The organism is Paenibacillus assamensis DSM 18201 (genome assembly GCF_000422445.1).
Classification (GTDB): Bacteria; Bacillota; Bacilli; order Paenibacillales; family Paenibacillaceae; genus Paenibacillus_B; species Paenibacillus_B assamensis.
On record NZ_AULU01000011.1, the window covers coordinates 150,843 to 177,102 of the forward strand.

At 40.6% G+C, this 26,260-nt stretch carries 26 protein-coding genes and 1 pseudogene; 19 read left to right on the forward strand and 8 right to left on the reverse strand.

Annotated features, from left to right (window positions below):
* Positions 1-35 precede the first annotated feature (35 nt).
* Complete coding sequence (pckA, locus tag H580_RS0107915; protein WP_036604903.1) at positions 36-1,592, forward strand: phosphoenolpyruvate carboxykinase (ATP); 1,557 nt, start codon at positions 36-38, stop codon at positions 1,590-1,592.
* A gap of 103 nt (positions 1,593-1,695) precedes the next feature.
* Here the strand turns inward: pckA and H580_RS0107920 are convergent, their stop codons facing one another.
* On the reverse strand, positions 1,696-2,169 hold the full coding sequence (locus H580_RS0107920; protein ID WP_028594303.1) for a DUF2975 domain-containing protein: 474 nt from the start codon (positions 2,167-2,169) through the stop codon (positions 1,696-1,698).
* A gap of 229 nt (positions 2,170-2,398) precedes the next feature.
* On the opposite strand from H580_RS0107920, the gene H580_RS0107925 reads away from it, so the two are divergent.
* The 7 genes from H580_RS0107925 (at position 2,399) to H580_RS0107955 (ending at position 10,185) form a co-directional block, all read left to right on the forward strand.
* Entirely contained in the window at positions 2,399-3,055 is a 657-nt protein-coding gene (locus tag H580_RS0107925; protein WP_028594304.1) for a M48 family metallopeptidase, read from the forward strand.
* A gap of 160 nt (positions 3,056-3,215) precedes the next feature.
* Positions 3,216-3,806, forward strand: a complete 591-nt coding sequence (locus tag H580_RS0107930) for a sigma-70 family RNA polymerase sigma factor (RefSeq protein ID WP_028594305.1) — start codon at positions 3,216-3,218, stop codon at positions 3,804-3,806.
* A complete protein-coding gene (locus H580_RS0107935) occupies positions 3,781-4,854 on the forward strand; it encodes a hypothetical protein (protein ID WP_211224394.1) in 1,074 nt (357 codons plus the stop codon). Before H580_RS0107930 ends, H580_RS0107935 begins: the two co-directional genes overlap by 26 nt.
* 270 nt (positions 4,855-5,124) lie before the next feature.
* Positions 5,125-5,811, forward strand: a complete 687-nt coding sequence (locus tag H580_RS0107940; protein ID WP_028594307.1) for a response regulator transcription factor — start codon at positions 5,125-5,127, stop codon at positions 5,809-5,811.
* Positions 5,804-6,805 carry a sensor histidine kinase gene (locus H580_RS0107945; RefSeq protein WP_028594308.1) on the forward strand — a complete coding sequence of 334 codons (1,002 nt, stop codon included), beginning with the start codon at positions 5,804-5,806 and terminating at the stop codon, positions 6,803-6,805. The genes H580_RS0107940 and H580_RS0107945 overlap by 8 nt, the downstream gene beginning before the upstream one ends.
* A gap of 87 nt (positions 6,806-6,892) precedes the next feature.
* Positions 6,893-7,576 (forward strand): ABC transporter ATP-binding protein, encoded by a 684-nt coding sequence (locus tag H580_RS0107950; protein ID WP_028594309.1) that lies wholly within the window; start codon positions 6,893-6,895, stop codon positions 7,574-7,576.
* The gene (locus tag H580_RS0107955; protein WP_028594310.1) at positions 7,573-10,185 is read left to right on the forward strand and encodes an ABC transporter permease; all 2,613 of its coding nucleotides are present in this window, start codon (positions 7,573-7,575) and stop codon (positions 10,183-10,185) included. The genes H580_RS0107950 and H580_RS0107955 overlap by 4 nt, the downstream gene beginning before the upstream one ends.
* 168 nt (positions 10,186-10,353) lie before the next feature.
* On the opposite strand, the gene H580_RS23705 is transcribed toward H580_RS0107955, so the two are convergent.
* Positions 10,354-10,929, reverse strand: coding sequence for a cupin domain-containing protein (locus H580_RS23705; protein WP_051217331.1), 576 nt, complete (start codon positions 10,927-10,929; stop codon positions 10,354-10,356).
* A gap of 144 nt (positions 10,930-11,073) precedes the next feature.
* Between H580_RS23705 and H580_RS0107965 the strand changes: the two genes are divergently transcribed.
* On the forward strand, positions 11,074-11,559 hold the full coding sequence (locus tag H580_RS0107965) for a hypothetical protein (protein WP_028594311.1): 486 nt from the start codon (positions 11,074-11,076) through the stop codon (positions 11,557-11,559).
* Positions 11,560-11,879: 320 nt separating this feature from the next.
* On the opposite strand, the gene H580_RS0107970 is transcribed toward H580_RS0107965, so the two are convergent.
* From H580_RS0107970 to H580_RS0107980, 3 genes are all read right to left on the reverse strand, one after another.
* Positions 11,880-12,422, reverse strand: coding sequence for a DUF6022 family protein (locus H580_RS0107970; protein WP_036604864.1), 543 nt, complete (start codon positions 12,420-12,422; stop codon positions 11,880-11,882).
* 187 nt (positions 12,423-12,609) lie between these two features.
* The gene (locus tag H580_RS0107975; protein WP_028594313.1) at positions 12,610-13,074 is read right to left on the reverse strand and encodes a DinB family protein; all 465 of its coding nucleotides are present in this window, start codon (positions 13,072-13,074) and stop codon (positions 12,610-12,612) included.
* 315 nt (positions 13,075-13,389) lie between these two features.
* Positions 13,390-13,887 carry a DUF2165 family protein gene (locus H580_RS0107980; RefSeq protein ID WP_036604866.1) on the reverse strand — a complete coding sequence of 166 codons (498 nt, stop codon included), beginning with the start codon at positions 13,885-13,887 and terminating at the stop codon, positions 13,390-13,392.
* Positions 13,888-14,267: 380 nt separating this feature from the next.
* On the opposite strand from H580_RS0107980, the gene H580_RS0107985 reads away from it, so the two are divergent.
* The 6 genes from H580_RS0107985 (at position 14,268) to H580_RS0108015 (ending at position 18,445) form a co-directional block, all read left to right on the forward strand.
* Positions 14,268-15,542: a helix-turn-helix domain-containing protein gene (locus H580_RS0107985; protein WP_036604868.1), complete on the forward strand. Its 1,275-nt coding sequence runs from the start codon at positions 14,268-14,270 to the stop codon at positions 15,540-15,542.
* A gap of 386 nt (positions 15,543-15,928) precedes the next feature.
* On the forward strand, positions 15,929-16,099 hold the full coding sequence (locus tag H580_RS26970) for an aspartyl-phosphate phosphatase Spo0E family protein (RefSeq protein ID WP_211224395.1): 171 nt from the start codon (positions 15,929-15,931) through the stop codon (positions 16,097-16,099).
* Positions 16,071-16,316, forward strand: coding sequence for a hypothetical protein (locus H580_RS26390; RefSeq protein WP_028594317.1), 246 nt, complete (start codon positions 16,071-16,073; stop codon positions 16,314-16,316). The genes H580_RS26970 and H580_RS26390 overlap by 29 nt, the downstream gene beginning before the upstream one ends.
* Positions 16,317-16,578: 262 nt before the next feature.
* Positions 16,579-17,001, forward strand: coding sequence for a MarR family winged helix-turn-helix transcriptional regulator (locus H580_RS0108005; protein WP_028594318.1), 423 nt, complete (start codon positions 16,579-16,581; stop codon positions 16,999-17,001).
* Positions 17,002-17,203: 202 nt separating this feature from the next.
* Positions 17,204-17,818 (forward strand): hypothetical protein, encoded by a 615-nt coding sequence (locus tag H580_RS0108010; protein ID WP_028594319.1) that lies wholly within the window; start codon positions 17,204-17,206, stop codon positions 17,816-17,818.
* Between the two features lie 78 nt (positions 17,819-17,896).
* The gene (locus H580_RS0108015) at positions 17,897-18,445 is read left to right on the forward strand and encodes a hypothetical protein (protein WP_028594320.1); all 549 of its coding nucleotides are present in this window, start codon (positions 17,897-17,899) and stop codon (positions 18,443-18,445) included.
* A 439-nt stretch (positions 18,446-18,884) separates the two neighbouring features.
* On the opposite strand, the gene H580_RS23710 is transcribed toward H580_RS0108015, so the two are convergent.
* A complete protein-coding gene (locus tag H580_RS23710) occupies positions 18,885-19,313 on the reverse strand; it encodes a hypothetical protein (protein WP_036604870.1) in 429 nt (142 codons plus the stop codon).
* A gap of 10 nt (positions 19,314-19,323) precedes the next feature.
* Complete coding sequence (locus H580_RS25410) at positions 19,324-19,809, reverse strand: hypothetical protein (protein WP_028594321.1); 486 nt, start codon at positions 19,807-19,809, stop codon at positions 19,324-19,326.
* 356 nt (positions 19,810-20,165) lie between these two features.
* On the opposite strand from H580_RS25410, the gene H580_RS0108030 reads away from it, so the two are divergent.
* Positions 20,166-21,611, forward strand: a complete 1,446-nt coding sequence (locus H580_RS0108030; protein ID WP_028594322.1) for an aryl-sulfate sulfotransferase — start codon at positions 20,166-20,168, stop codon at positions 21,609-21,611.
* A 308-nt stretch (positions 21,612-21,919) separates the two neighbouring features.
* Entirely contained in the window at positions 21,920-22,468 is a 549-nt protein-coding gene (locus H580_RS23720; protein WP_157282754.1) for a hypothetical protein, read from the forward strand.
* 210 nt (positions 22,469-22,678) lie between these two features.
* Here H580_RS23720 and H580_RS23725 read toward each other — a convergent pair whose 3' ends face one another.
* On the reverse strand, positions 22,679-23,638 hold the full coding sequence (locus H580_RS23725; protein WP_036604908.1) for a reverse transcriptase domain-containing protein: 960 nt from the start codon (positions 23,636-23,638) through the stop codon (positions 22,679-22,681).
* 922 nt (positions 23,639-24,560) lie between these two features.
* Here H580_RS23725 and H580_RS26975 point away from each other — a divergent pair.
* Both H580_RS26975 and H580_RS26980 read left to right on the forward strand, forming a co-directional pair.
* A pseudogene (locus tag H580_RS26975) lies at positions 24,561-25,434 on the forward strand (glycoside hydrolase family 3 protein); the annotation flags it as partial.
* A gap of 159 nt (positions 25,435-25,593) precedes the next feature.
* Positions 25,594-26,139: a glycoside hydrolase family 3 C-terminal domain-containing protein gene (locus H580_RS26980; protein WP_425414121.1), complete on the forward strand. Its 546-nt coding sequence runs from the start codon at positions 25,594-25,596 to the stop codon at positions 26,137-26,139.
* The last annotated feature ends 121 nt before the right edge of the window (positions 26,140-26,260 follow it).

A 26,260-nucleotide genomic window follows, 5' to 3' on the forward strand; every position in this document is an offset into this window, starting at 1 on the left:
AGGAATTAACCGTGACCGCGAATAGCAGGGCTAACATGTATGTTGCTGATTTGGATGTAGATACCATGCAAAGAAATTTGCCGGTTGTGAAGCTAGTAGAATCTGCGCTTCTTCATGGCGAAGGGCATCTTACGTCAGCAGGTGCACTGCAAGTCGAGACAGGCAAATTTACAGGCCGCTCTCCAAAGGACAAATTCATCGTGAAAGAAGAGCAGACGATTAATCATATTGCCTGGGGTGGCGTGAATCAATCACTGACTCCTGAACAATTTGATCTGCTTCATGAAAAAGCGATCGATTATATGGCATATCGGAAGCTTTACATTTTCGACGGTTATGCAGGCGCAGATAAAGACTACCGTTTGCCGATCCGAGTAATCAACGAATATGCATGGCAAAATCTATTCGTTCATCAGTTATTTATTCGTCCTACTACTGAAGAATTACTGTCACACAAGGCAGAATTCACGGTTATTACATTACCTGGTTTGAAAGCGGATCCAATTACGGATGGAACGAATTCGGAAACGTTTATCGCGATATCATTTTCAAAGAAAATTGTACTCATCGGTGGTACTCATTATGCAGGTGAAATGAAAAAGTCGATCTTTAGCGTGCTGAATTACCTGCTGCCGTTTCAAGGGGTTATGCCGATGCATTGTTCGGCAAATGTTGGTGAAGCTGGTGATACGGCCTTGTTCTTTGGACTATCGGGAACAGGAAAGACGACGTTGTCAGCTGATCCAGCACGCAGATTGATCGGTGATGATGAGCATGGCTGGTCAGATGCAGGGGTATTTAATTTCGAGGGAGGCTGCTATGCGAAGTGCATAGGGCTGACGGAGAAAAAAGAGCCGCAAATATGGAATGCAATTCGCTTTGGCTCGGTGCTTGAGAATGTATCCATCGATGCTTCGTCTGGTGAGGCGGATTACAGCAGCAACGAGCTGACTGAGAATACACGTGCTGCATACCCGATTGATTACATCGAGGATTCCGTCATTCCTGGAGTGGCGGGTCATCCGAACGTCATTATTTTCTTGACGGCTGATGCCTATGGGGTACTGCCTCCTGTATCCAAATTGACAAAGGAACAAGCAATGTATCACTTCCTATCCGGCTACACGTCGAAGTTGGCTGGCACGGAGCGGGGGGTGACCGAGCCAGAAGCGACGTTCTCGGCATGCTTCGGCGGACCATTTCTTCCATTAAGACCAAGCGTCTATGCAGAAATGCTCGGTGACAAAATTACGAAGCACAATGCTCGTGTCTATCTTGTTAATACAGGCTGGAGCGGTGGTGCCTACGGCACTGGTAAACGGATGGATTTGGCTTATACACGGGCTATGATCACTTCCATTATTGATGGAAGTATCGAGGATGCTCAGTATACGCCGCACTCGATATTCGGTACACATATCCCTGACGCGATTCCGAATGTACCTAGTGAGCTGCTTGATCCAAGACAGGTATGGGCAGACAAAGAGGAATATGATCGTCAGGCTAAGCAGCTTGCAGAGCGTTTCCAGCACAATTTCGAAAAGTTTAGTGATGCATCTGAGGCGATTCGCGCAGCGGGGCCACAACTATAGAAGAAAGCATGTCCTAAAGAGTATTAGGACATGTGAGGAGAGGGCAGCTCTTGCGAGCTGCCTTTTTGTCGTGTACATCTTCTTGAAGGGGTACTTCGACTTCTTAAACCGTAAGTTCATTTTCAGATTTGAGATGAATGGCATTTTGCAACAATCGCTCCAGTAGAGCACCGAATACGGCAACGACAAACGAGGCGAAGGCTATAACCAGCCCAAGCACAACCAACCCTGGCGCATCCTCTTGTTTAGCCATCATGTACAACACGGGTTCCATTGCTACAAAAATAGTGCCGATACTGATGCCGCAATATTTGATTTTCTTTAATGCCCGGACGGACAGCTCAGAAAAAGCAATATTGCTATCAATATAGCTTAGTAATGTAAATGCCTGATACAATGCGATGAAATAAGGAATTATCGCTGCAAAATAAACGATATCGACCGCATAAAGTTTGCCTGGAAATTGATCGTTAGTTTCTCGAAACAAAGACAGAAGCGACAATACACAGACAGCAAGCGCTGGCAAACCCATTAGAAATACACAAATCTTTAAAAATAAAGTGGATGCACGTTTCATCATTAAACACCTCATTTGCTTAAAATCAATGTTATTATAATATGTTATTTATTGATTAACAATATATATAAGTTGTTTTGAGATAAAAATATTTTGATTTATATAAAGAAAACTACTTCTGAATGGTTATGGTAAAATAAATACAGGATAGCTGCTCTCCTGCTTGGAGCACAAACAGTGCATGGGCAGTTATTGATCCAAACAAAAGTAGATAGAGATGATGGTGAATATGCAAGTTGAAATAGATAATCAAATCATACATGTTCATGTTCAATACGGGCGCAGAAAGAAAAGCACGATTCATATGGATTCGTTCGGTCGTGTTTCGATTAAAGTGCCTAAAGAGATGACGGAAGAAACGATACGAAGTGCGGTTGAACAATATAGAAAGTGGATCAGTGAAAATTTGCGAAAAATAGAAGCAGCTAAAGAAGGGGCGATCAAGTCGAGAGAGTACGACGATGCGGGAACCTTTCTTCATTTAGGCAAAGAATATTTGTTGCATGAATTAATTGATACAGATGGACTATCAGAAGAGGAGCTTAAGCTAAAGCTTAAAAAGTTCTATTTTGCCAGCTGCAAAAAGATAATTGGGGAACGGATTAAAGTTTATCAAAATGATTTGAAAGTGAAGCCGAAATCTTTCGAAATTATAGAGTCTCGAACGAAGTGGGGGACCTGCAGCTCGGATAAGAAGCTAACCTTTAATTATCGGTTGGCAATGGCACCTATTGAAGTAATTGATTATGTTGTCATTCATGAATTGTGCCATTTGCATCATATGAATCATGATCGCTCCTTCTGGCGGCGTGTGGGCAGTATCATGCCTGACTATAAGGAGAAGGAGCAGTACCTAGCAAGACATGGTCAAGCGATGACGTTTTAAGCAATCAACACCCTAACGGTAGAATGAGTAGTTATTAGCTGTGCTAATGAGGAAGACTCTATCGATAGGGTGTTTTTTTTGTACGTTTAGAAAAAGTACCGAACCTTTTTTCGAGACAGCGACAATATAGGGTGTAAGCTTATTCAGGAGGGCCCTCTGAATGGAAAGTAAATATATGTACCAGCTGCTTCAACAGATGATAGACGGAGATCAACATGCGTTTCAGAAGATGTATGAGGCAACCTATCAGGATGTCTATCGAACCGTATGCTTTCTGGTGGATCATCAGCAGGATCGAGAAGATGTTATGAACGAGATTTATATGCAAATGTGGACCTCACTTGCGAACTATGATATAAGTCGTCCTTTCCAGTTCTGGCTGCACGGTCTTGTCATTCGCCAAGTGCAACGATTTCGGGTCAAGCGTTGGAGGAGATGCCGGATTTTTGAACGTATCCGTATTTTCTCCCGGGAAGAGCATCATTGGGATAAGCCCACTGTGATGACAGAGGGGATTGATCAGGAGATATCGCAGGCAATCCAGTCACTCACTGACAAACAGCGAGCAGTCATTATCCTCCGCTTTTTTCATGATTATACGCTTGAAGAAATTGCGTCATTGCTTAATATTCCGTTAGGTACTGTTAAGTCCAGATATCATGCTGCCCTTCAGGCGCTTCGAAAACATGTAGGGAATCTCCCGCTGGAAAGGATGGAAACGATCAATGCCTATGGAACACAAAATCCGTGAATATCTGCACAAAGAGGCAGGATCAATGGAGTGCCCCCCGGCTCTCTCCAAACGAATTGAACAATCGTATTCTAAACATTTACAACGAAAAAGGAGCGGTTTATTTATGAAAAAACGTTTACTTGGTGGAATGATAGCTGCTGCGATTTTGATTCCGAGTGCAGTCTTTGCTGCACCGCCGTTAATTGAGCTGTTGACAAGAACGCCAATGACAGATGAACAAGTTAAGCTAGATAAAGTCAGCAAAGCAGCGCTAGAGAGGCTATACGACGCATTTCCCGAAACAAAATCATTTCATATTATCGAAGCAAGCCGTGTTGAAGGAGACGCTGCAAATTCAAAGGATAAGAAAGCGATCCAAACTAGTCTTGTTCTACAGGAAAAGGGGACTTCCGGTAAAAAAATTAGCCTTGCTATTGGTGCAGCGGGTGCAATTGATCACATTGATCAAGTAAATTGGGAGCCTCAGGAAAAGCCAGTTGTTTCTTTAACGGAAAAAGAAATGAAGGCGAAAGTAGATACGCTTATTGATAAGATGTATGGTGACAGTGAGAACTACGAGTTTAGAATCGAGCAAATGGAAAATCCGGATAATAAAACGTTTATGTTGAACTACACTAAGAAGGAAGAAGATATACCGTTCTTCCAGGTCTTCGTTCATAGCAACACGATCAGTCTTTCGCTTGCCGGAGGTGGAACTGCACCCGATGTAGAAGGTTTCTTCTCCAGAGATGGAAAGCCAGATAAGACAGCGGATTATTTTTTAAATGACGAAAACCTGTTTGCTTTACTTGACATGAGTGCAGCGGAATTAAAGCAGGAAATAGCAAAAGGTAAAACGGTAGTCGAGATTGCGGCCGCTAAAAAGGTGTCTAAGCAGCAAGTCGTTGATGTAATTGCAACAACACAGGCTAAAAAAGAAATTCAAGGTGACAAAAAAGAAGGGGATTCTATAGATAATGATACATTACAGCTACTTAAAAAAGCTGTTGAACCAAAGGTAGTACACATTATTGAACATAGAACGGAAACACCGTGGCAAAAATAACGGATTGCTCCGTATGAATCAATGAACGGGAAAAACAGCGTAGTCCAGGACCTTATTGGTCCGAGATTACGCTGTTTTTATTTTTGTTCGGACTCAAACTCTTGAGCCGTGGCATAGCGGACAATTGCGACCGACTTTGTCTAAACATGGAAAGTAGATTATGATAGTTTGCGACACGTATCTCATTTATGATTTACTTATATCCATTTCCTATCATATGAAGATTAACTAGCGAAATATTACCCGATTATATGCAATTGGAGGCACAAAATGAAAGTACTAGTAGTTGAGGATGATAAAACGATTGCCGATGGACTGCATTATTCGCTTACTAGCGAAGGTTATGAAGTACTTATTTGTGAAAATAAGCAAATGGCATTGGAAACAATCAGACTACAGCGTATTGATATTTATTTACTTGATTTAACTTTGCCGGATGGCAGTGGCTATGAGGTTTGCGAATATATTAAAGATAATCAGGAAGCTCCTGTTATCTTTCTCACGGCATGCGATGATGAGATCAACGTCGTTCGCGGATTAGATATGGGGGCGGACGATTATATTACCAAACCATTTCGTATTCGAGAATTGATTAGCCGAATGAAATCAGCACTTAAGCATTATACAAAGGTATACGCTTCTCATGATGTGGTGAAGGTTGGAAATATTATTGTAAATACAAAGCAGGCTAAAGTGTATAAAGGGACAGAGGAAGTAGTGTTAACCGCTTTAGAATATCGCTTGCTGTTGACTTTTATGAATAATAAAGGACAAGTTCTAACCAGAAATCAGCTTTTAGAAGGTATTTGGGATGTGGATGGCAGCTTTATTAATGACAATACACTTTCTGTTTACATTAAACGATTGCGAGATAAGCTAGAGGGTAGTAACCAAAACACCAAAGTCATCGAAACCGTGCGCGGACTAGGCTATCGTATGGGTGGAAGTCATGATTAAAAACAAGAGCTTATGGGCATTATTCACTTTTTGCGCAGTTATATCTATTATTGGGACTTCGGTTATCTGGATGATGGACTGGAAAGCAGGAGTTGTAGCCATGGCTACGCTATCCCTGCTCTTTCTATGTTTCTATCTGTTTACTCTTAAACGTTATCGAGACATTAAGAAGTTATCTGACTATTTGGCTTCTGTTTATTCTGGTCAACCGACTATGGATATACGGGACAACAGAGAAGGCGAATTAAGCATATTGAAAAATGATATTTACAAGGTCACGTTAACTTTGTCTGAACTGTCTGTTCATTTGAAAAAGGATAAATTATATTTGGCTGAAACGCTGTCTAATATTTCGCATCAATTAAAAACACCTCTCACCTCCATGTTTGTTATGGCAGATTTGTTGAACGATCCTAGTCTGCCCCGAGAGAAGAGGGAACAGTTTGTAGGGAACATACTCAATCAATTGAAGCGCATTGAATGGCTGGTGTCTTCATTGCTTAAGTTGTCCAAAATTGATGTGCAAAGTGTTTCGTTCAAAGAGGAGCACGTATCTGTCAAGAAATTAGTAGATAGAGCATTAGAGCCGCTTCTTATTCCTATGGAATTAAAAGAACAACAACTTGCGATTTCCTGTGCTAACAATCTGATGGTGACTGTAGATGAAAACTGGACCGTCGAGGCGATCTTGAACGTCATTAAAAATGGGATCGAGCATACGCCAGCCGGAGGCAGAATTGCGATTGCTTGTAAAGAGACGCCTTTGTATACGCAACTGATTATTACCGACAGCGGTCAGGGGATTAGTCCAGAAGATGCCCCGTACATTTTTGAACGATTTTATAAAGGGAACAACGCTGGCCCTGACAGTATTGGAATAGGCTTAGCGATGTCTAAATCGATTTTGCAAAGTCAAAGTGCCGATATATGTATGGAAAGCAAGCTTGGTGGAGGTACAACGTTTACGATCAAATTTTTCAAACCAATGGTTTAGTGACTAAATTGTAAGATAGAATGTCACCGACAAGACATCTTAGCCAAGTAAATTAAAGGTAACAAGAAGCAATCTAGGAGGTTCAAGATGGAGATTTTACGAGTAGAAAACTTGTCGAAAACATACGGTGACGGCGAAACGGCCGTTACTGCACTAAACCATATTTCTTTTACTGTACAAAAAGGGGAATTTGTAGCGATTATTGGTCCATCTGGTTCAGGAAAGTCTACACTTTTGCATATACTTGGCGGCGTAGATACGCCTACATCTGGAAAGGTGATTGTTGATAACACGGATATATACGCCATGGATGAAACGGCTTTAGCCATTTTTAGGCGTAGACAGATCGGTCTTATCTATCAATTTTTCAACCTGATTCCTGTTCTTAATGTGGAGGAAAATATCACGTTGCCTCTGCTATTGGACGGTAGAGAAGTAAATCAAGATAACCTGTCTAACATTGTAGAGATTTTAGGCCTTCAACAGCGATTAAACCATTTGCCCAACCAGTTGTCTGGTGGCCAGCAGCAGCGTGTTTCTATTGGTCGTGCCTTGATCAACAGTCCAGCTATCGTATTGGCAGATGAGCCAACCGGTAATCTGGATAGTAAAAACAGCGCTGATGTTATAAAACTGTTGAAACAGTTACACAAGGAGCGAAATCAAACACTCATTGTCATCACCCATGATGAAAATATAGCATTGCAAGCAGACCGGATTATTTCCATTCAGGATGGCATGATTTCGAAAGACGAGGTGATCCGACGATGAATATCATCAATCAGCTCACCTTGCGTTATATGAAACATAATAAAAGCCGCACCATTGTTACCATTATTGGGGCAGTTATTTCGGTCGCCATGCTTACAGCCGTGTTTACGATCAAGGCTTCTTTTATGGATATGATGCAAAGAGAAGCTATTCATTTCAGTGGCAAATGGCATGCTGCATTTCTTGATGTTGCAGGGGAAGATGTAGGTCGTATTACAAATAAGGCAGAGATTAAAGGGTATGATATCGAAAACGAGCTAGGTTTTGCTCGGTTTGCAAACGCTACAAACAACAAAAAGCCCTACTTGTATGTTACGGAACATAGTAATCACGATTTGCTAGCGGTAAGCACCATTGAAGGCCGCTTGCCTAAAACAGAAGATGAACTGGTCATTTCCGAGCAATTTATGCAAACTTCCGGTGTTCGATGGAAGGTCGGTGATGTCATTACTTTGGAATTTGGTGACCGCAACGAGATTGTAGAAGGCGTCAAAATACCATTAGTCCGCCAAGCTCCTTACTACTCAAAGGAAGTTTTTACGCCTAAAAACAGCAAAACGTATACGATTACCGGCATTGTTCAAGCACCTGCGCGAGAGTATGAAGCAGCAGCTGCTTACCGTGCATTCAGCGGTCTTTCTGAGAACCATTTGACGACAGGTTCCCCTTACACCGTAAGCGTTGAATATAAGGATTATAAAAAATGGGGGACTGACGTCTATAAGGTTAGTGATAATATCGCCAGCAGCGTACATCGAGTAGAAGATCAAGCGAAATCAAACGGAGTAAAAATCGAGTATCATCGAAACCTGCTGCTTTATTCCGGGATTTCGAATGATGATAGATTTGTTACGACTATGTATCTGGCTGTTATCACGATTGGTACGATTATTATGGTCGGATCGATATCACTTATTTATAACGCATTCGCAATCTCGCTGTCAGAGCGCAGTCGTGCTCTAGGGATGTTGTCAAGTATAGGGGCAACCAAACAGCAAAAGAGAGCTTCAGTATTTTTTGAAGCGACAGTAATTGGTTTATTCGCTATCCCGGTAGGATTGCTATTTGGATCAATAGGTATTGGTGTTACTTTCGAACTGCTCAGTCCGTTTATTCAAAGAATGTTTTCAGTTAGTGAACCCATTCGTATCGTAATAGAACCGTTTAGCGTCATTGCTGTGATCTTGGTTTCTATTGTAACGCTTTTCATTTCGGCATGGTTGCCAGCCGTTAGAGCATCTAGAATTACTACGATAAGTGCGATTAGACAGAACAAAGATATTGAAATGAAAAGTAATGATGTTCGTACGTCAAAAGTAACTCGTAAGTGGTTTGGATTTGAAGCGGAGCTTGGATTAAAAAATATAAAGAGAAACAAACATCACTATCGTACAACTGTCTTTTCTCTTGCTGTTAGTGTCATTTTATTTTTAGCAGCCTCTTCCTTTTCGTTATATCTAGAAAAATCGTATAACATGGCACAAGCACCGGTCCCATACGATGTATCCGTCTACGTAAGCGGTGATGATTTGGCAGGAGTGAAGTCATTAACCAACGAACTGATGACTGTCAAACATGTTTCAAGTAAAGTAAGGACTCAAACATTTACTGCAGCACTAAACCTTAAAGAAGACCAAGTTGCGATGGACATTGCTAAGCGATTAGCTCCATACGAGGGTGCTTACACGTTGAATGCAAACATTGTTTCGCTCGATGACACCTCTTTTACACACTATCTACGAACGATTGGTATAGATACTAATACATTCGAGGGTGCTAACATTCCGGCAGTACTGGTTAATCAGTTCACCTTGAAAGAAAAACGAATTTTTACAGAGATCACCCAATTGACCGTTAACGAAGGGACGGAACTTCCTTTTAGTATTAATGAAGATGGATCTGAGGCGAAATGGAACATCCAGATCGCATCCATTACGGATAAACGTCCACCATTTATGCTTCACTACCAAGAGGATCCTTCTATTGTAACGCTTGTTGTGTCGGAGCATGGATTTGACAACATGCTTCAACAAATGGGTACTGTACATCTACCTAACTATATGAACAGCGAGGTTCAATTTACAACCGAACAGTCTGCTGCTTTGGAAAATGAAATAGTGCCTATTACAAATGGTTATCCGAGTGTAAATGCCTTTACGACCAATCTGATCGAGCAACGGCAATCTGATTTGGATCGGGCTACAGTTATATCCGTGTTCTTATATGGCTTTGTCATTCTCATAGGGCTTATTTGTATGGCAACTATTATTAACACCATATCAACAGGCATGGCTTTAAGAAAAAGAGAGTTCGCCATGTTAACTTCGGTTGGGATGACTCCAAAGAGCATGAAACAAATGATACGCTTTGAAGGATTATTTTATGCCATGAAGTCGCTGCTTTATGGGTTGCCTATTAGTTTAGGTGTAATCTATATCATCTATAAGATTCTAAGCCGTAATTTCTCCTTTGATTTTACGCTGCCTTGGGCGGATATGATCCTAGCAATAGTGGGTGTGTTCTTTATTGTAGGATTGACCATACTCTATGCGACTAGAAAACATAAAGGACAAAATATTGTTGAAGCATTGAAGAACGAAAATATTTAATTTTAATGATGATTGTAAATACTCCAACTTCAAAATCTCGATTTCTTATATTGCAAATGCCACCCTGGAGCGGGTGGCATTTTTCTTTAAGGTGAATGACTATACATCAACATCAACATCAACATCAACATCAACATCGAATTCAGCCTTATATTTTGGGAAGTGGATTTAATACTGGAAAGGAACCCCTTGCTGTAATTGGGCTTGAGTAGCATCCGGCGGACCAATAATGACAGTCTGATTAATCGGCTTAAGTACTTCAGCAAGCTGTGCAGCATTTACACCGTAAATAATCTGGAATACTTCAGGTGGCGTCTTGCGCAGCACATCGGAGCCGAATACCGTTTGCGCAGCATGATTATCGAAAATAGCTAACAAGTGGGTGCGATCCTTGAGCGCAATTTCCCAATGCCACCAGCCCATAGGGATATATACCGTTTGTGGCGGTTTGACGCGATAGGTAAGTACTTGCAGAGTAAAGGGATTAAGTATCGAAACGATTGCTTCGCCTTCTATAACGTATACAAGTTCAGCTGCGTTCGGGTGCCAATGGGCTTCGACGCTGTTTCCTCTACTCAAATAAATGTCGAGTAAGCCCAAGTTTTGCATTGCGGGCAGCTGATTGGCGAATTGCTGAAGAATAAAGTTTTGAGCGTTCTTTTGATAAAAGGGTGCTGATCGTAAGTCGAAGGATAAATTTAAAGAGGGGGAACTAAGAGTGGCCGTCATGTTGTCGGTGGACATGGCAATATCCCGCCTTTCCATAGTGGGTGATTGCCTACTATATTCATTCGTCCACATCGTTGTGATTTGTCCGATATTTGAAATCGATGATATAGTAATTTATATTGATATATAAATCCCAAATATGTGAAAGTTGGTGGATTTATGAAAAAAATATTTTTAGTTGTCTTCGCCCTAACTTTACTGTTCGTGTTTACATCTTGTAATAAATCGGTTACTCCTGATACTAATGAATTGTGGCTACCATCGTTAAATGAAGCGATTGAGCACGGGTTACAAACTGAAGAGGCGAGTTTACTACTAACGCAAGAATATAAAGGTATACACTATGCATTAATCGCCAAAGTAGGAGGTGAAGTCGCCTTAGCCAGAATTAATAAAAAAGACAAAGGATACTTGTGGGAGAGGGTAACGTTATACTTAGGTATACCTTCTTATGTCGGGGCTGAATTTACAACGGAATCTGGAGAGAAGATTCCTATAATTATAGGAATAACAGAAAAAACTTCAAAAAAGATAAAACTTGAAAGAGGTTCGAGGTCAGTAGTTTTAGACGTGCATAATGGTTACTACATTGGGTTCGACCTTTCAATTAATGGCCGCTCATTCACAGTAACTGTTATTGAGTGAGGCGTATTAACCCCCGGGCTGCTATCATTGTCTTATTCGACTAACATCGTTTTACTTCTTCCCGAATAACGGGCTTATTCCAACGATCTTATCGCGGTCTATTCTGAAGTGCTCCCTGTCAAGTAGACAGTGTAAAAAATAAAAATAGTTGGTTTATTTTCCTCAGCTCAGTTTAACAGAGCTGAGGTTTTTCATTATGCAGCTCGTTAGTATTAGTTAGGTGATAAGCCACCCAAACATTCCACTTTTTCTATGATGGAATGAGGATTACATCAGCCTTTTTAGACTGTAGGAACGGTCATTTGGTATTCCGATTGAGCTTATTCAAGACTCTTCAAATATCTCTCATACTCAACCGTAAACTCAAGCGCTTGGGCAAATTCGGGAGATCGAGCTGATAATGCTTCTACGACAGCTTCTTTGCCCACTTCTGTTAATGCTAAAATATCTGGCTGCTGTGGCACCCGATATTGGGTATGGTCATGAAAAATGATCGTGACAATCGTGCCTAACGCTTCTTGCTGCGGTCCATATACCGTACTCCACATCCAGCGCTGCTGATGTGTTTCTTGCTCATTGCCCCATTCTCGTGAAATCTCAAATTCTCCAGGAAATCTAGGTTCTGGTGTGATGCCAGCCTCTTTCAATTGGCGATGAACAGGAAGAAACAGCAGATTCAAGTAAGTGCCATAGGCTGCATCGCCAGCTTCTTCATAGGCTTTTTGCAGCTTCTCCTGATTGTTAACAAGCACGTCCTCCCAATGATGCGCAACATGCTCTTCTATAAAAAGGGCGATTCCTTTGATGCGAGCCTCTCCGCTCTCCTTCAATATGTCTACTAGACTGCTCGATGATTTTGTCATAATCCTCATCCTTTCACTACCGACTTTTCCTTACCCTCTGATCTTATAACATTCAAGCAAATTCCAAGGTTATAAGGAATAACAAGCTTTAATTCTTCTAAATAAGCACCTGACATTAGATGGAACTTTAACCTTTTAGCCCAAGTTTAAAATCATTCCATTACTATCAATTGCTCGCTTTGACAACTTACTCAAACAACATGACCTTCGGGTCTTTGTTATAACAGTGAACGAGCATCGCGTGCAATTGCCCTCTATGATGATAGAGATGTGCGATGATTTCTAGCAGCCATTCATATCTGGTGCATGTATTTCCCCAATAGGAAGTCGTTTCGGTAAGCAGCTGTTCATCAGTTAAATTCATATAGTTATGTTTAAGTGCTGCAAAGTTATCAAGTATGCCAGCTTTTATAGAATCTAAAGTAGGGTAAGAAACGCTAGAATAGAAGTCTTCCATTTCAGCTAGCGTCGCCCCTTGAGAGATGCGCCAATCCGCAGCGCAAATGACAGCGATATGCTCCAGCAGCTCGCCGATAGAGTGTTTGTCAGGTGTGGGTCTTTTCTGCAAGTCTTCATCTGTTAACGTATCGCATATTTGGATAATGGTTGATACAACTATTTCGATCTGATGCAGTACACTTGTGCAATTCATAGGAACCTCCTGATGTCAATTCAGTTCTCTCGTACATGGTAATGATATATATAGACATTGTAATTGCTGATTGCGGATCTTGGAAGTAATGAGAACTCGATACCCTCATATAATTATAGAACGTTCGTTCTCTTTTGTTCAAGAGCAGATAAATGAAACGGATTCTCAAACAATATGTAGCGCAGAGCTGCTAGTAAACATAACGGTCATTAAAAAAGGAAACACCGTATTCAGCATGTGCCCATTTGAGTGGGTTAGTGAGCGAAACGGTGTTTGATCTGAAATTTTTAGCCGTGGAAGAAGAACAAATACTTCTTACTCGTCATTTTTAAGGGATAGGAAGATAAGCACCCCGAAAATATAACTTACGATGCGATCAGCAGGCTCTAACCCGTTCCATTCCGAAGACATCCACATGGCAAACCACTCTCCACCGATGGTCGTAAACCCGAAAAACCAGATGGTGATAGCGAGACCGAGTGAAATATACGCCCAGCTTTTCGAATTTTGATAGATTGCTCCGCCAGTCTTCGCATGTTTAAGCAGCTTAACGCCGCCAATCCAAGCGGTCACGGCAACAGCGATTTCAGCGATAATAATGAGAGTATATCCGATATGATGGAAGAGCGGGTTCGTAATCGCGCGGTACATAAGTGTATTTCCTTCGAACGTCGTATCCATGCTTAATACGTGTTTGACGAACTGAAAGTTGGTGTTGTAGTCGGTTATATTTCCGAATGCAATGAGGGAAACAAAGACAGCGAAGAATAGTACAAATGTGGCTTTTAAATAACGAATGATCACGGTATTCATGACAGAAACCCCTTTCGTTCATGTGGTTAAAAATGTAAATGGGGAAAACCACATTCAGCTTATATAGATTGCTGGAGATTGTCAATATGCGTACAAGAACAAAAAATAAGGGCGTAAAAATATTTTGTCTCAAGCACACCAGTGGTCCTTTATTTTAGTTCGTGGCTATCGCTGTTTCATGTATGTAATCTAACTTAATATGCATTGACTGCTGGTAAAATTATGCTATAATGAATTTTCAGTTAAGGTTTCCTTGATGCTTGAAAAAATAAATCCCCCGAAACGATTTTCTATAGAGCTGTAATTTAATATCCCTTCTTAGACACTCATAATTCCTACTATAGGATTTGGTTTATAATGATAAAGGATGTGAAAGTGAGATGGTTGTTACTTTTGCAGACATGATCAGACACCGTAGGTCAAATTTAGAATTGACAATGGACAAGTTAGCTGAGAAGGCCAGTATACGCAAAAGCACGATCTCCAAAATTGAAAACGGAGAAGTCAGAAAGCCTGAGTATAAGACAATAAAATCGCTTGCAGAGGCATTAAATATCCCTTATGATGACTACATAGGGATTTACATCTCTTTGGAACGCAATGCAGATGTCTTGCTGGACATACTCCAAGAAGCTATTTCAACTTCTAGTTCTATTTTCCTCATCACGGATATTGCTACAAAATATTTAGAACTTCCTCACTTAGATAGCTATGACGCTATTAAGCAAATGTTTACCACAGCAAACCATGTAAATAATACTTCCATTAAACTTTCATTATTTAAGACAGTAGTAAATTACTCGCGTAGTCATGGAGTCATGACTTATATTGCAAAAGGCATGTACCATGTTTATTTAATCGAAAGAAATGATTTTAGTAAGTTAGAGGCCACCTACCAATCGGGTAAAAGCGTGTTAGCATACGTTGATTTTCTAAGCTTAGAAGAACAAATAAAGCTTTATTATTCTTTGGAAAATCATGCATATGCCCTTTTGAGGTACAATGAGTCTATTGATTTTAGTAAGACTGTCCTTGATATAGATATTTTTAAGGGTGAGTACAGTGCGCATGCTACATTTAACATTTGTAACTGTTATTATTATTTGAATGACTTTGCAAAAAGTGGATTGTATCTTGAAGAATATAAAAAATACACGTTTTCGTTTGTTCAAGACAACGTTCGATTTATGACCGGATGTATAAATGGGAGATCTGGAAACATTGATTTAGGTATAGAGCAGTTAGAAAAATATTTTAAAATCACCTCTCCATTTAATTTTGTATACGTAGTTACAATGCTTATGGAGTTATATTTAATAAAATTAGATCTTGTTTCCGCAAGAAGTTTACTTACATACGAAGCAGAAATGAAAAGCTCCTTAAACCTCGAATATACTACTCCAGATAAAAAGGCTAGAATGGCTTATTTCTATCAAATGGCTGGAAATGCATTAATAAGCCAAGATGTAGTAAAGGCATTTGATTATTATTTAAAAAGTGCTCTGGAGTACATGAAAATAGGATTATACGACCGCGCTTTGGGGAGTGTAGTACTAATTAATGAAGCCATTCTTGAGGAGCATTCATATTTAAGTATTGAAATTATAAGAAAAATCAATGATGTGTACAAGCATATCATTAATAAAAAAACGTAGAGAGGATTGGTTGGCATGAAAAAGATAATGTCTAAAGTACCGATTCTTTTAGTATTGACCTTGCTGTCGGCTGGAGTAATTAATACTGACGATGCTATCACATTATTTGGAGGTGGCACTCCTTGGATTAAGACCTAGTTCTTAAGTTATTTTGTTAGGTAAAATTGGACTTTTTTATGATGGATGAAATTTAAATTATTTAGTTTGTAAAAAAAGTGGATGCTGAATTCAGTGTCTACTTTTTTCTTGTTGTTTCCATACTTTCCATTAGAAGAGTGACGTTGGAAACAAAAGATATATTCAGTTCTAGGGGAGACCTTGACACATGTGGTGGATGAATTAGGGGGTTCATCCACTACGCAGTTACTATGCAAGGACTGATGAGAATGCTTGAAGAGATCGAATTCTTACGGTTCCGAATAAATGAAGCATATCAAAAAGGTTTAGAATTGACCGATGGCAGAATGGTTGAAATGAGTCAAGATTTAGACAAGTTGTTGTTAAAGTATCAAAGGGAGTGCCTTCACAATGAAGTTAAGATTGAAGTATTTACGTAAAGATGCATTCGCAGAAGAAAATACGCGTCTAGTACATAAGTTGGAAGGACAAGAGATTAATGACGTAGACTTTTCTAAAAAAGCCCACTATTACACTAAATGTGGTTGTCTTTACAAGAAAACTTATTACAAGCGTTTTGACTTTAAAGAAACATTTATTGATATTTTCGCTTGTTCGTGTGGTGTGTGGACAGTTAATCAAATGAAATGTTGGTAGAACTTGCTCCAATACTCGGTATAGGTTGCGCTTGCACAATTGAACTGTCCTTCTCGTTGGTGGTCATTCATTTTTCTAGACTAGTGGAAGAATTACAAACAGACCCTCAAGTAAATTTCACTCAAATATACAAATGCTATGACATTAATAACCACGACATCCTTAATCGGATATACGCGGTGTATGACTTGACTGTTACATATTCGTTCTATATATTTTAATGAATAAAATATATGCCCATTAAAATATAGGAGGATGTCCAGTGGCGGAAGATAACCATAAAGAGTTTGTAGATATACAAGCCATCATGATGGACATGCGTCTCGTACAGCAGAAATCAAAAGCTTTCCTCGATATACTGACGAGTAATGATGTATTGTCGCAAAATCATATCACCCTGTTGATGGATTTGAAATTAAGCGGAAGCATGCGCATCACGGAAATAGCTGAACGCTTCTTTATTACAGCTGGTGCGGCAACTTCCATGTGCGACAAGCTAGAAGAACAGCAATTGGTAAGCAGAATTCGTTCGAAGGAAGACCGTAGAGTAGTGATGGTGGCTCTAACGAAAGCAGGAGAAGAGAAGGTATATGAGATTTTTACAAGAATTCCAGCTCAGAAACTGCGTACGATTTCCCATGTGTTTAGACAAGTGAATGAACTTATGACCCAAATTATCGATTAAAGATAGGCTGCTGCATAGTGACGTGGCGGCTTCTGTATGAATAGGTCAGCCAGAGGTTTCTGGTTGGCTTATTTTTTTGTATATGTTTATGGGTGTTATTGACAATCTGATCATTTGAGATTATATTAATCACTATATATTTTAACGATCGAAACATTTATCTACTAAAATAATAACAGAGATACTTATGGGGGTGAGTACAGTGGAAACAACAGAACATATACGGATTAATGGAGCTGGAACGTATCGCCAAGATATTCAATCCAAAAGCGTACATGTAGCAGGTCATGGTCGATTTGAGGGCAGTATTAGCACAGAAAGTTTCAAAAGCTCAGGTTCTTGTCATGTAAAAGGCCATTGCAGTACCAATCAGTTGTCTAGTAAAGGTCATGGACATTTTCATTCCATAACTGCGGATCGAATCGAGTGTTCGGGCTCATTTCAAGCTGATCAATCAGTGAATTCACAATCATTTTCTGCAAAGGGGTTAGTTATAATTGGGGATACGCTGACATCAGGGGATGTACATATCCGTTTCCAAGGGGGAACCTCCTCTATTAAACACCTCATAGGAGGGGGAACGATCGATATCGGCAGAGAGAAGCTCTTCTTTTTGAATTTACTTTCTTTGGGGAGAAAGAAGTTAGTGTGCTCTAGTCTTACGGGGTGTAGAATTAAAATTAACCATGTGGAAGCAGAACTGCTCATTGGCGAGGATATTCGAATTGGCCCAAACTGCAAAATTGGTGAAGTTCGATACTCGAATCAGCTGGATATCGATCCGAGCTCGGTAGTAGAGCGAACGGTACAGATTTAAAATGTAGAAATAACTCAAATTTTTATAATTTATAATACTGGATGTTGTATGATGATTACTACTGAAAGGGGAGCAGATATGAACGCAATTGTCCTACTTATTATTGCTTGTGAAGTTGCATTCTGGATCGTGATCGGTGCTGGATTAGTTACCCGTTATTTGTTGAAGAAGGAGCGTTTAGGGTTATTTTTGTTAGCCTTAACACCTGTTGTAGACGTCATCTTGCTTGTAGCTACAAGCATTGATCTTTACCAAGGGGCAACAGCGACAACCGCGCATGCGATCGCAGCCATCTATATTGGTGTATCGATTGCTTTTGGTAAGAGCATGATTGATTGGGCGGATGAGAACTTTCGCTACTATATTACGAAGCAAGGTGAGAAGCCGATCAAAAGATATGGGATGGAACATGCGAAGCATTACGTGAAGAGTTTCGTTCGTCATGTTGTTGCCTTTATCATTGGTGCGGGACTATTAGTCGGTATGATTTACTACGTGAACGATGCAAGCAGAACAGAAGCTTTAATGGGGACGCTTCGAATATGGGGCATTGTAATCGGCGTAGATCTATTGATTACGCTTAGTTATTTTATATGGCCAAGAGAAAATAAGAAGACTGTGAAGTAGAAAGATCATCTTTTAAAAATGAATGAGCCTTTCATTAAAGTATGAGATGGAAGGTTTTTAGTTCGATGGATATGATAAAACCTGAAAACAGGATTTTTTAAAGTTATGCAGCAATATTTCCAAGTCATTTTTCAAGGTAGGGAGCTTATTTTTCTTGGCTTCTTTCACCCAAGTATCTATATGCTGATAAATGGCGATGAAGTAGACACACGAGATGGAGTGGTGTGAGTTACGCCCATGAGAAGTCTCACGACGTAATCCACTTTTCTATATAGCCCTAGAAATTAAACTATGTTTTTTGATTTGTGATTTTTCTTGTGAACCGTAAATTAAACGATTCCAGTTGGATACGTGATCAGCTCTGGACACCAACAGAACTCCCGCTACATGTAGTGGGAGTTTTGTTGGTGATGGTAGAACAATATGATCGTTTTAAGTTTTATTTGTTATTTGGTGCTCCAGTAATAGCAAATTCGCCTATAATCGTCTTTCCATCTAAATCATATAGTGGAAGAGTACGAACAACTACCGCTTTTCCATCAGAACTTTTGGCCAATAAAGCTTTTTTATGATCTTTCATGATTGCAACGGCCTCTTCAGGCGTTTTAGGCATTTCTTCTTGAAGATCCTTAGAATAAACATAACCTTTAGTACCATCTATGCCCACAGCAGATATTAAATGAGGTTCTGTTTCAACAGAAACTGCATTGGCTGCAGAACCGTAAGTTAATCCACTCTCATTCACAGAATATACAGGAGGTTGCTCAAGACCTCGGTTCCACAAACTAGATCCAAATACAGGTACTGCCGCTGCACTTATTGTCAAACCTATAATAAATGTTATGGCAGAAATTTTTCTGGTTTTCATAGTTTACCTCCTATCCGTTTTGTTTTGGGCTTTTGAATGTATAATATTGCGAATATCCATTACCATTATATGCAGCCGTGATCCCATACCCATAATACGCTGTTCTCGAAACTGCGGGCTTACGAGTAGCAATGCGGCTATCTAGAACATACGTTGTCTTGTCATTGTATACCCAGGAAGTTTCTGCAATTAATTCATCGTTTCCATTGAATAATCTTGCCTTAGAACCCATATAACCAGCGGGTACATTGTTAGATGAAGATGCAGGGTATGTTTGAACTGTAGACCATGAGTTTGCAAAGGAAGTACCATTAATAGTATCTGTAGCAATAACTGAGTTGTTAGAATAGTTCTTTGAGTTAACAGTAAAATACCCAGTTGAACTAGTAGCGTATCCAGCAAAAACTGTTAAGGAAAATATCGGGAGAACTAATCCCATTGTAAGTGAAGCAACCGGGATTCCGATTCTTGTTAATAGTCTTCCTTTTTTTCTCAAAAAAAAAACATCCCTTCTTTTTTGTAAACTTTTGTGTGATATTCCACTTAAGTATACATTCAATCTATCTATATGTAAACATTTGGATTTTGTATAGCTAATTAGCAAACGTAAGCTTTTTTGCTAATGATATTTTCGAGATCACAAAGAGAGGAGAACTTCAATCTCATTGTAAATTGTGAAGTGAAACAATTCATACTTGACTACTCGGAATAATGTGGGTAATATAATTCCAATACATTTTACATAGGAACAGCCGATTGGATCACCAAAGGCTCATGTATCTTTTACAGCTTACCAGCTGCTAGAGAGGCATGAGTCTTTTTTATTTCCGACGAATGAGAGGAGTATGAGATATGGGACACCCTACGATTTATCCAACGGGAACGACGGTATACAAGCCAGAGCAGGCATGGAGCGGGTATACCCTGTATCAAGCAGCAGATACGGGAGCGCTCCTGATTGATATGAATGGTCGAGAGGTTCATCTTTGGAAAGGGCTGCGTGGATTTCCGAACAAGCTGCTGCCCGGTGGTTATGTGCTTGGAAGCACGGCGCAGCGTGATACTAGATATGGGTTTCAAGATGAGAAAAATCTGGTTCAAGTCGATTGGGATGGCAATATCGTGTGGAAGTTTGACCGTTATGAATGGATTGAAGATCCAGACAATCCGCCGCAATGGATGGCACGCCAGCATCATGATTACCAGCGTGAAGGCAATCCTGTCGGTTATTATGTACCGGGTCAGGAACCGAAGGTAGATTCAGGGCGTACGCTGCTGCTTGTCCATAAAAATGTAACTCGTCCGAACATTTCGGATAAGCTGCTGTTGGACGATGTGCTTATTGAGGTGGACTGGGAAGGGAATATCCTCTGGGAGTGGGCGTGCAGTGATCATTTCGATGAACTAGGCTTTGATGAGCAGGCGAAAGAAGTACTGTATCGCGACCCGAACACACGATTCTTTGGTGCAAATGCAGGGGATTGGATGCATATTAATTCCGCTTCTGTCTTAGGTCCGAACAAGTTCTACGATGCGGGCGATGAGCGTTTTCATCCAGGCAATATTATATGGGATGCTCGCGAATCTAATATTATTGCTATTATAGACAAGCAAACTGGCAAGATTGTGTGGAAGCTGGGACCGAATTACGACACTGAGGAAACGAAGCATCTCGGCTGGATTATCGGTCAGCATCACGCCCACCTTATTCCGAGAGGATTGCCGGGTGAAGGGAATCTGCTCGTATTTGATAACGGGGGCTGGGCCGGTTATGGTGCGCCGAATCCGGAGTCCGCGGACGGGCTAAGGGTGGCTCGGCGGGATCATTCTCGCATTTTAGAAATCAATCCTGTAACGCTAGAGATTGAATGGCAGTACACACCGACCGAAGCGGGATTTCAGGCACCGCTCGATTCTTATCGTTTCTATAGTCCGTATATTAGCTCGGCGCAGCGGCTTCCTAATGGCAATACGTTAATAACAGAAGGGGCAGACGGTAGGATTTTCGAAGTGACGCGTGAGCATGAACTCGTGTGGGAGTATATTTCTCCATATAAAAATCAACGAAATGCGAATATGGTCTACCGTGCTTATCGTGTGCCTTATGAGTGGGTGCCGCAGTTAGAACAGCCAGATGAGGTTGCTATTTTTCCGATTGATGTGGCTGATTTCCGCTTGCCAGGAGCGGCACCGCGAGGAGCGATAAGCTCAGTTGAAGTGGAAGGAGCAGCAGCAGAATATACGGAAGGTGCGCTATGCGTGGCAAGAATCGATGAAACGGAGCGTAAGGAAAAATAGTCATTAAAAGCGAAAATCACGGCTACGTTCTCCTGATTGCAGGTGCGGCGTAGTCGTTTACTTTTGGACCGAAACGAGCGGTGTAGCTGCCGGAGTTGGTTTTGATTTTCTGTGAGCAAAATGTCTTATAGTAATGAAACGTAGTCATACAATATACTCATATTATTGAAAAGATTTTTCTCAGAGATAAAGACGGCATCAGATGATAGAGGGGTTTACTATTGAACTCATTGTAGGCAAGTACATTCACTTCTGATTATTTATCGTATCAGTATAAAAAATGTGAATTTCAGAGAGGAGAGGTGGTCTTGTCGGTGAATCTTAGCTATATTCTCTATTCAGTTTTGTTGATTTTAGTATGGGTGCTATTGCTAATAGGCTTCCTAATAAAAAGAAATACTAAAGTCATCCGAGGATACCTGTGGGTATCCGTGCCCTGTATCTCATTGTTATTATTATATTTTTGGAATACGAACCTAAACAACTATGTACGAAGTTATTTATTCGCAACGCACACTTATACTTGTGAGTATTACGACAGCTTACAACCATACTCTCTCCCTCTTCCTAAAAGAACCGTTTTAAAAGGCAAATCAGATGCTTGTTCCCCATTTTATATGACGTTTTCGCAAGGTAAAGATGTTATTTCATTTTATGAGACGCTATTAATCGAATGGAAAAACAAAAAATTAATTTCTGGATTTTATTATGCTGAAAGGTATCATCCATATGGTGGTAAAGAGAAGGGGTATGTTGTCTCAATTCCTGATGGAGCTATTCTTAATATATTTATTCATGTATTGCCTGATAGTTATGAGGGCCAGATGTTGTCGATCCGTTATAAACGTAGTGGATAGGCCTGCTATATCAGGTTAATTACTGTAACTAGAAATAAAAAGTATAGTGTAAGTCTTCATGAATTAGATCTTGAAAGACAAATGGGCGATCATAGACCGCCTGTGGGTATCTATGGAATTTGTATTTTATTGAAGTTTAATATAGACATTATTGTTAGGTGAACCTTAATAGAAACTCAAACGCAGAATGTGCAAGCAGTAAAATCATAGCTACATTCTCTTGGTTGCAGGTACGGCGTAGTCGTTTGTTTTTGGACCGAAACGAGCGGTGTAACTGCCGGAGTTGGTTTTGATTTTCTGTGAGCAAAAAGTTGTGCCTAGAAACTGGAAATCAACATGGGTATAGTTTCCCCTTCGGCTATCATCTTTGCAATACACGATCTTCGTTTTTTCAGGATGAGGAGTAAGCCTGTAACGGGTGAATCTTTGCTGCAGTTGGGCGAGCAGCTTTTTTGCGCTCGTTTCCGTTTTACAATGGCAAATGATATCATCCGTGTAGCGCTCGAATGGAATGTCAGCATGCTTCTTCTGCATCCACTCGTCAAATATATGATGCAAATACACATTGCCTAGCAAAATATTGAGTTTGCTGCCTTGGGCGAGTCCTTTTTTGGATGTGACTATAGTTCCATCTTTCATTTGAATAGGGGCTATCATCATGCGATGGGTGTATAGCAATGCCCATTTGCTCCGAATATGTGTGTTCAACATGTCCATAAGCAGCCGATGGTTAATGTTTTCACCAAATTTTTTAATATCCATGACAAGTGCCCAATCATATCGCAAACAACGTTCACCTGCTAGGCGTACGGCATCGTCTCGTGCGGGCCTTTTTTGTTTATAGCCATATGAATTGGGATGAAATATACGCTCGAATCCAGGGGCAAGTTCATTTTTTAACAGTGTCTGTACAATAAAATCTGTTACCGTTGGAATGCCCATCGGTCTCCATCCACCGCTTTTCTTGGGGATTACGATTCTTCGAACGGGAGAAGGAGCATAGCTGCCAGCATTGAGTTCTACCCACAATTCATGCAGCAGTTTGATTCGATTTTGCTTAAAGTCCTCAATGGTCTGACCGTCTATGCCTACAACTTTCGTCTTTTCAGATTGTCGGAATGCTTCCCACAACAAGTTCTTCGGTATGTGAAAGCGATGCGTCTTTTTCATCGTATCCCCCTTTATCATGTACTGAACGAAAGGAATGTTCCAGCATATGAAAGGGCGCTTCTTTCTGCTTGTACGGTCGTCCATTTGGACAAGACGATTTGTTTTGCAAATGATATAGTTCATAAATAATCAAGTTTAAGATGTTTATTCAATTCAAACATGTACAATTTTTGGGGAATGCTATCTTAATCTGCACTGCAACAAGGTGTACTTGGAGTACCTAAGCTAATTAAACTCCGTTAACGAGCGCTGTAGACGTTATTTTCGTAAAATGATTCATTTCAGAGTGCTAACGGTTGTAGTTGAGCTTATTTTAGCAATCTTGCTGAATGATATCGGTCACGCAGACAAATAAGCTCCATGACGCTCGTTACATTTCAAAATCGACCCATAAACACGGAATAGCCTCCGTGGCAACCGTTAGCGCAATTTTTCTTCGCGTTGCTTCATTTTGCTTTGCTACGCCGTGCCTTTTCCATGCTACGCTGGATTTTGCTAATGTAAAATAAATAGAAATAAATCTCCTAAATCATGGGTAAGTATAACAAATAATTGATGTATTATATTGTAAATCTATTCTCTTCGTGATAGTCTACTTCGCAGATCGCAACAACATATAGCATTACATACAGCTGCAGTATGTATGGCGACCTAAATGAGCGAGAAGGAGAAGATTACGATGAACAAGAAAGTCGCTAGTATCATGATGTGCCTCTTAGTATTCACAGCAGTTATTTCGAACGCCTGGAATGTGAGCAGTGCTAGTCCGAGTGTTAGCCCTATCCCTCTAGCAGGTAATCAGTCGGAAACGGTGAAAAATGTGACGGTTGAGGCTATTGTGGGCAGCAATATGCTGATTGAAGAGAAGGCTAAGAAGATTGTCTCCCTCATGAATGATAAGGAAAAGATTGGCCAGCTCGTCATGTATACCCCTACGAATCAAGCAGATCCCTTTTCTGAGAAGATGATCAAGGAATATAATGTGGGCAGCGCTTTAATAACTGCCATTATGAGAAACACAGTAGAGACAGCAAAGTTCACGAACGACTTACAGCTATTGGCATTTCAATCTCGCCTAGGCATTCCGTTATTTATTTCTGGTGATATGGAAAATGGAACGGCGCAGCGAGTTCCTGCTACCGGTATTATTTTACCTAGACAGATGGCGATTGGAGCTACGCGCAGTATAGAGTATGCGGAACAAGCAGCTCGCATAACGGCTAAGGAAGCAAAAGCGATGGGCTTTCAATGGAGCTACTCGCCAGTTGTAGACGTAAACTCGAACATGGAGAACCCGGTTATTGGCGTTCGTTCATTTGGAGAGCAGACACAAATGGTCAGCGACATGGCTGTTGCGCAATTGAAAGGGTATCAAAGTGAAGGTGTATTATCTAGCGCGAAGCATTTCCCAGGCCACGGGGATACCGATTTTGATACACACTACGTTATCCAAAGTATCTTACAGTGAAGATGTATTGAGACAAGTGCATCTCCCTCCATTCAAAGCTGTTATCGATCAAGGGATCGAATCGATTATGACCTCCCACATTATTATTGAAGCGATTGACCCTACCTTACCAGCAACGTTATCGAAAAAAGTTCTAACCGGATTACTGCGTGAAGATTTAGGATTTAAAGGGATGATTATTACCGATGCGATGGTTATGGACGCGATATCTAAAAACTGGGGAGCTGGCGAAGCCGCCGTTATGGCTGTTAATGCAGGTGCAGATATTGTCATGGCCAATGGCTCTGCAGCAGATCAAATCGAGACGCTGGATGCTCTATATAACGCACTTCAAGCTGGGAAAATTGAGAAGAGTCGTGTGGATGATGCAGTAACACGGATTATTACTTATAAATTAAAGATGAAGACGTTCGACAACCGATATGTTGACGTGAATCAAGCTGTAAAAATAGTAGGGAATGAAGATCATTGGAATCGTTCCTACCAGATGGCTTTGGACTCGATTACATTGCTCAAAAATGACAGTGTGCTGCCGTTTAATCCTCGATCCGATGAGAAAACACTTGTTGTAAGTATGGCCTATGCGGAGCGGATCGCAAAGATGGTTAGGGCTGTAAGCAAAGGCGAAGTACTGGCCTATCAGGCGGCACCAGCTATGGGAGAACCATTGGATGCAACGGAAGAAGCCATTCAAGGAGCACTTGCCAAAGCAAAGCTAGTAGATCGGATTATTGTATTTACGCAGTCAGACCGCAAAATTCCAAAAGGACAAATTGATCTTGTAAACCAGCTAATCGCGACTGGTAAGCCTGTAGTGACCGTTGCTCTCGGCAACCCTAGCGATATCGTAAGTTTGCCAAATGCGAAGGCTTACATAGCGGCTTATGCGGCAGATACTTGGTATTGGACTACCCCTGTTCCGATTTCTTGGAATGCATCTATCGAAGTCATTTTCGGTACGAATCCAAAAGGGAAACTACCTGTAACCTTAAGCAAAGAGTATCCGAGAGATTTTGGATTGAGCTATCGCTAGCTAGATACAACGAGTCAAGTATTCGCAGCTTATCGTGTTCATTTAAAGCAGCCTAATTGCAGGCTGCTTTTCTTATTTTGTTCGGTGTGGCGTGTTTACGATGAAAGATAATTTCCATATG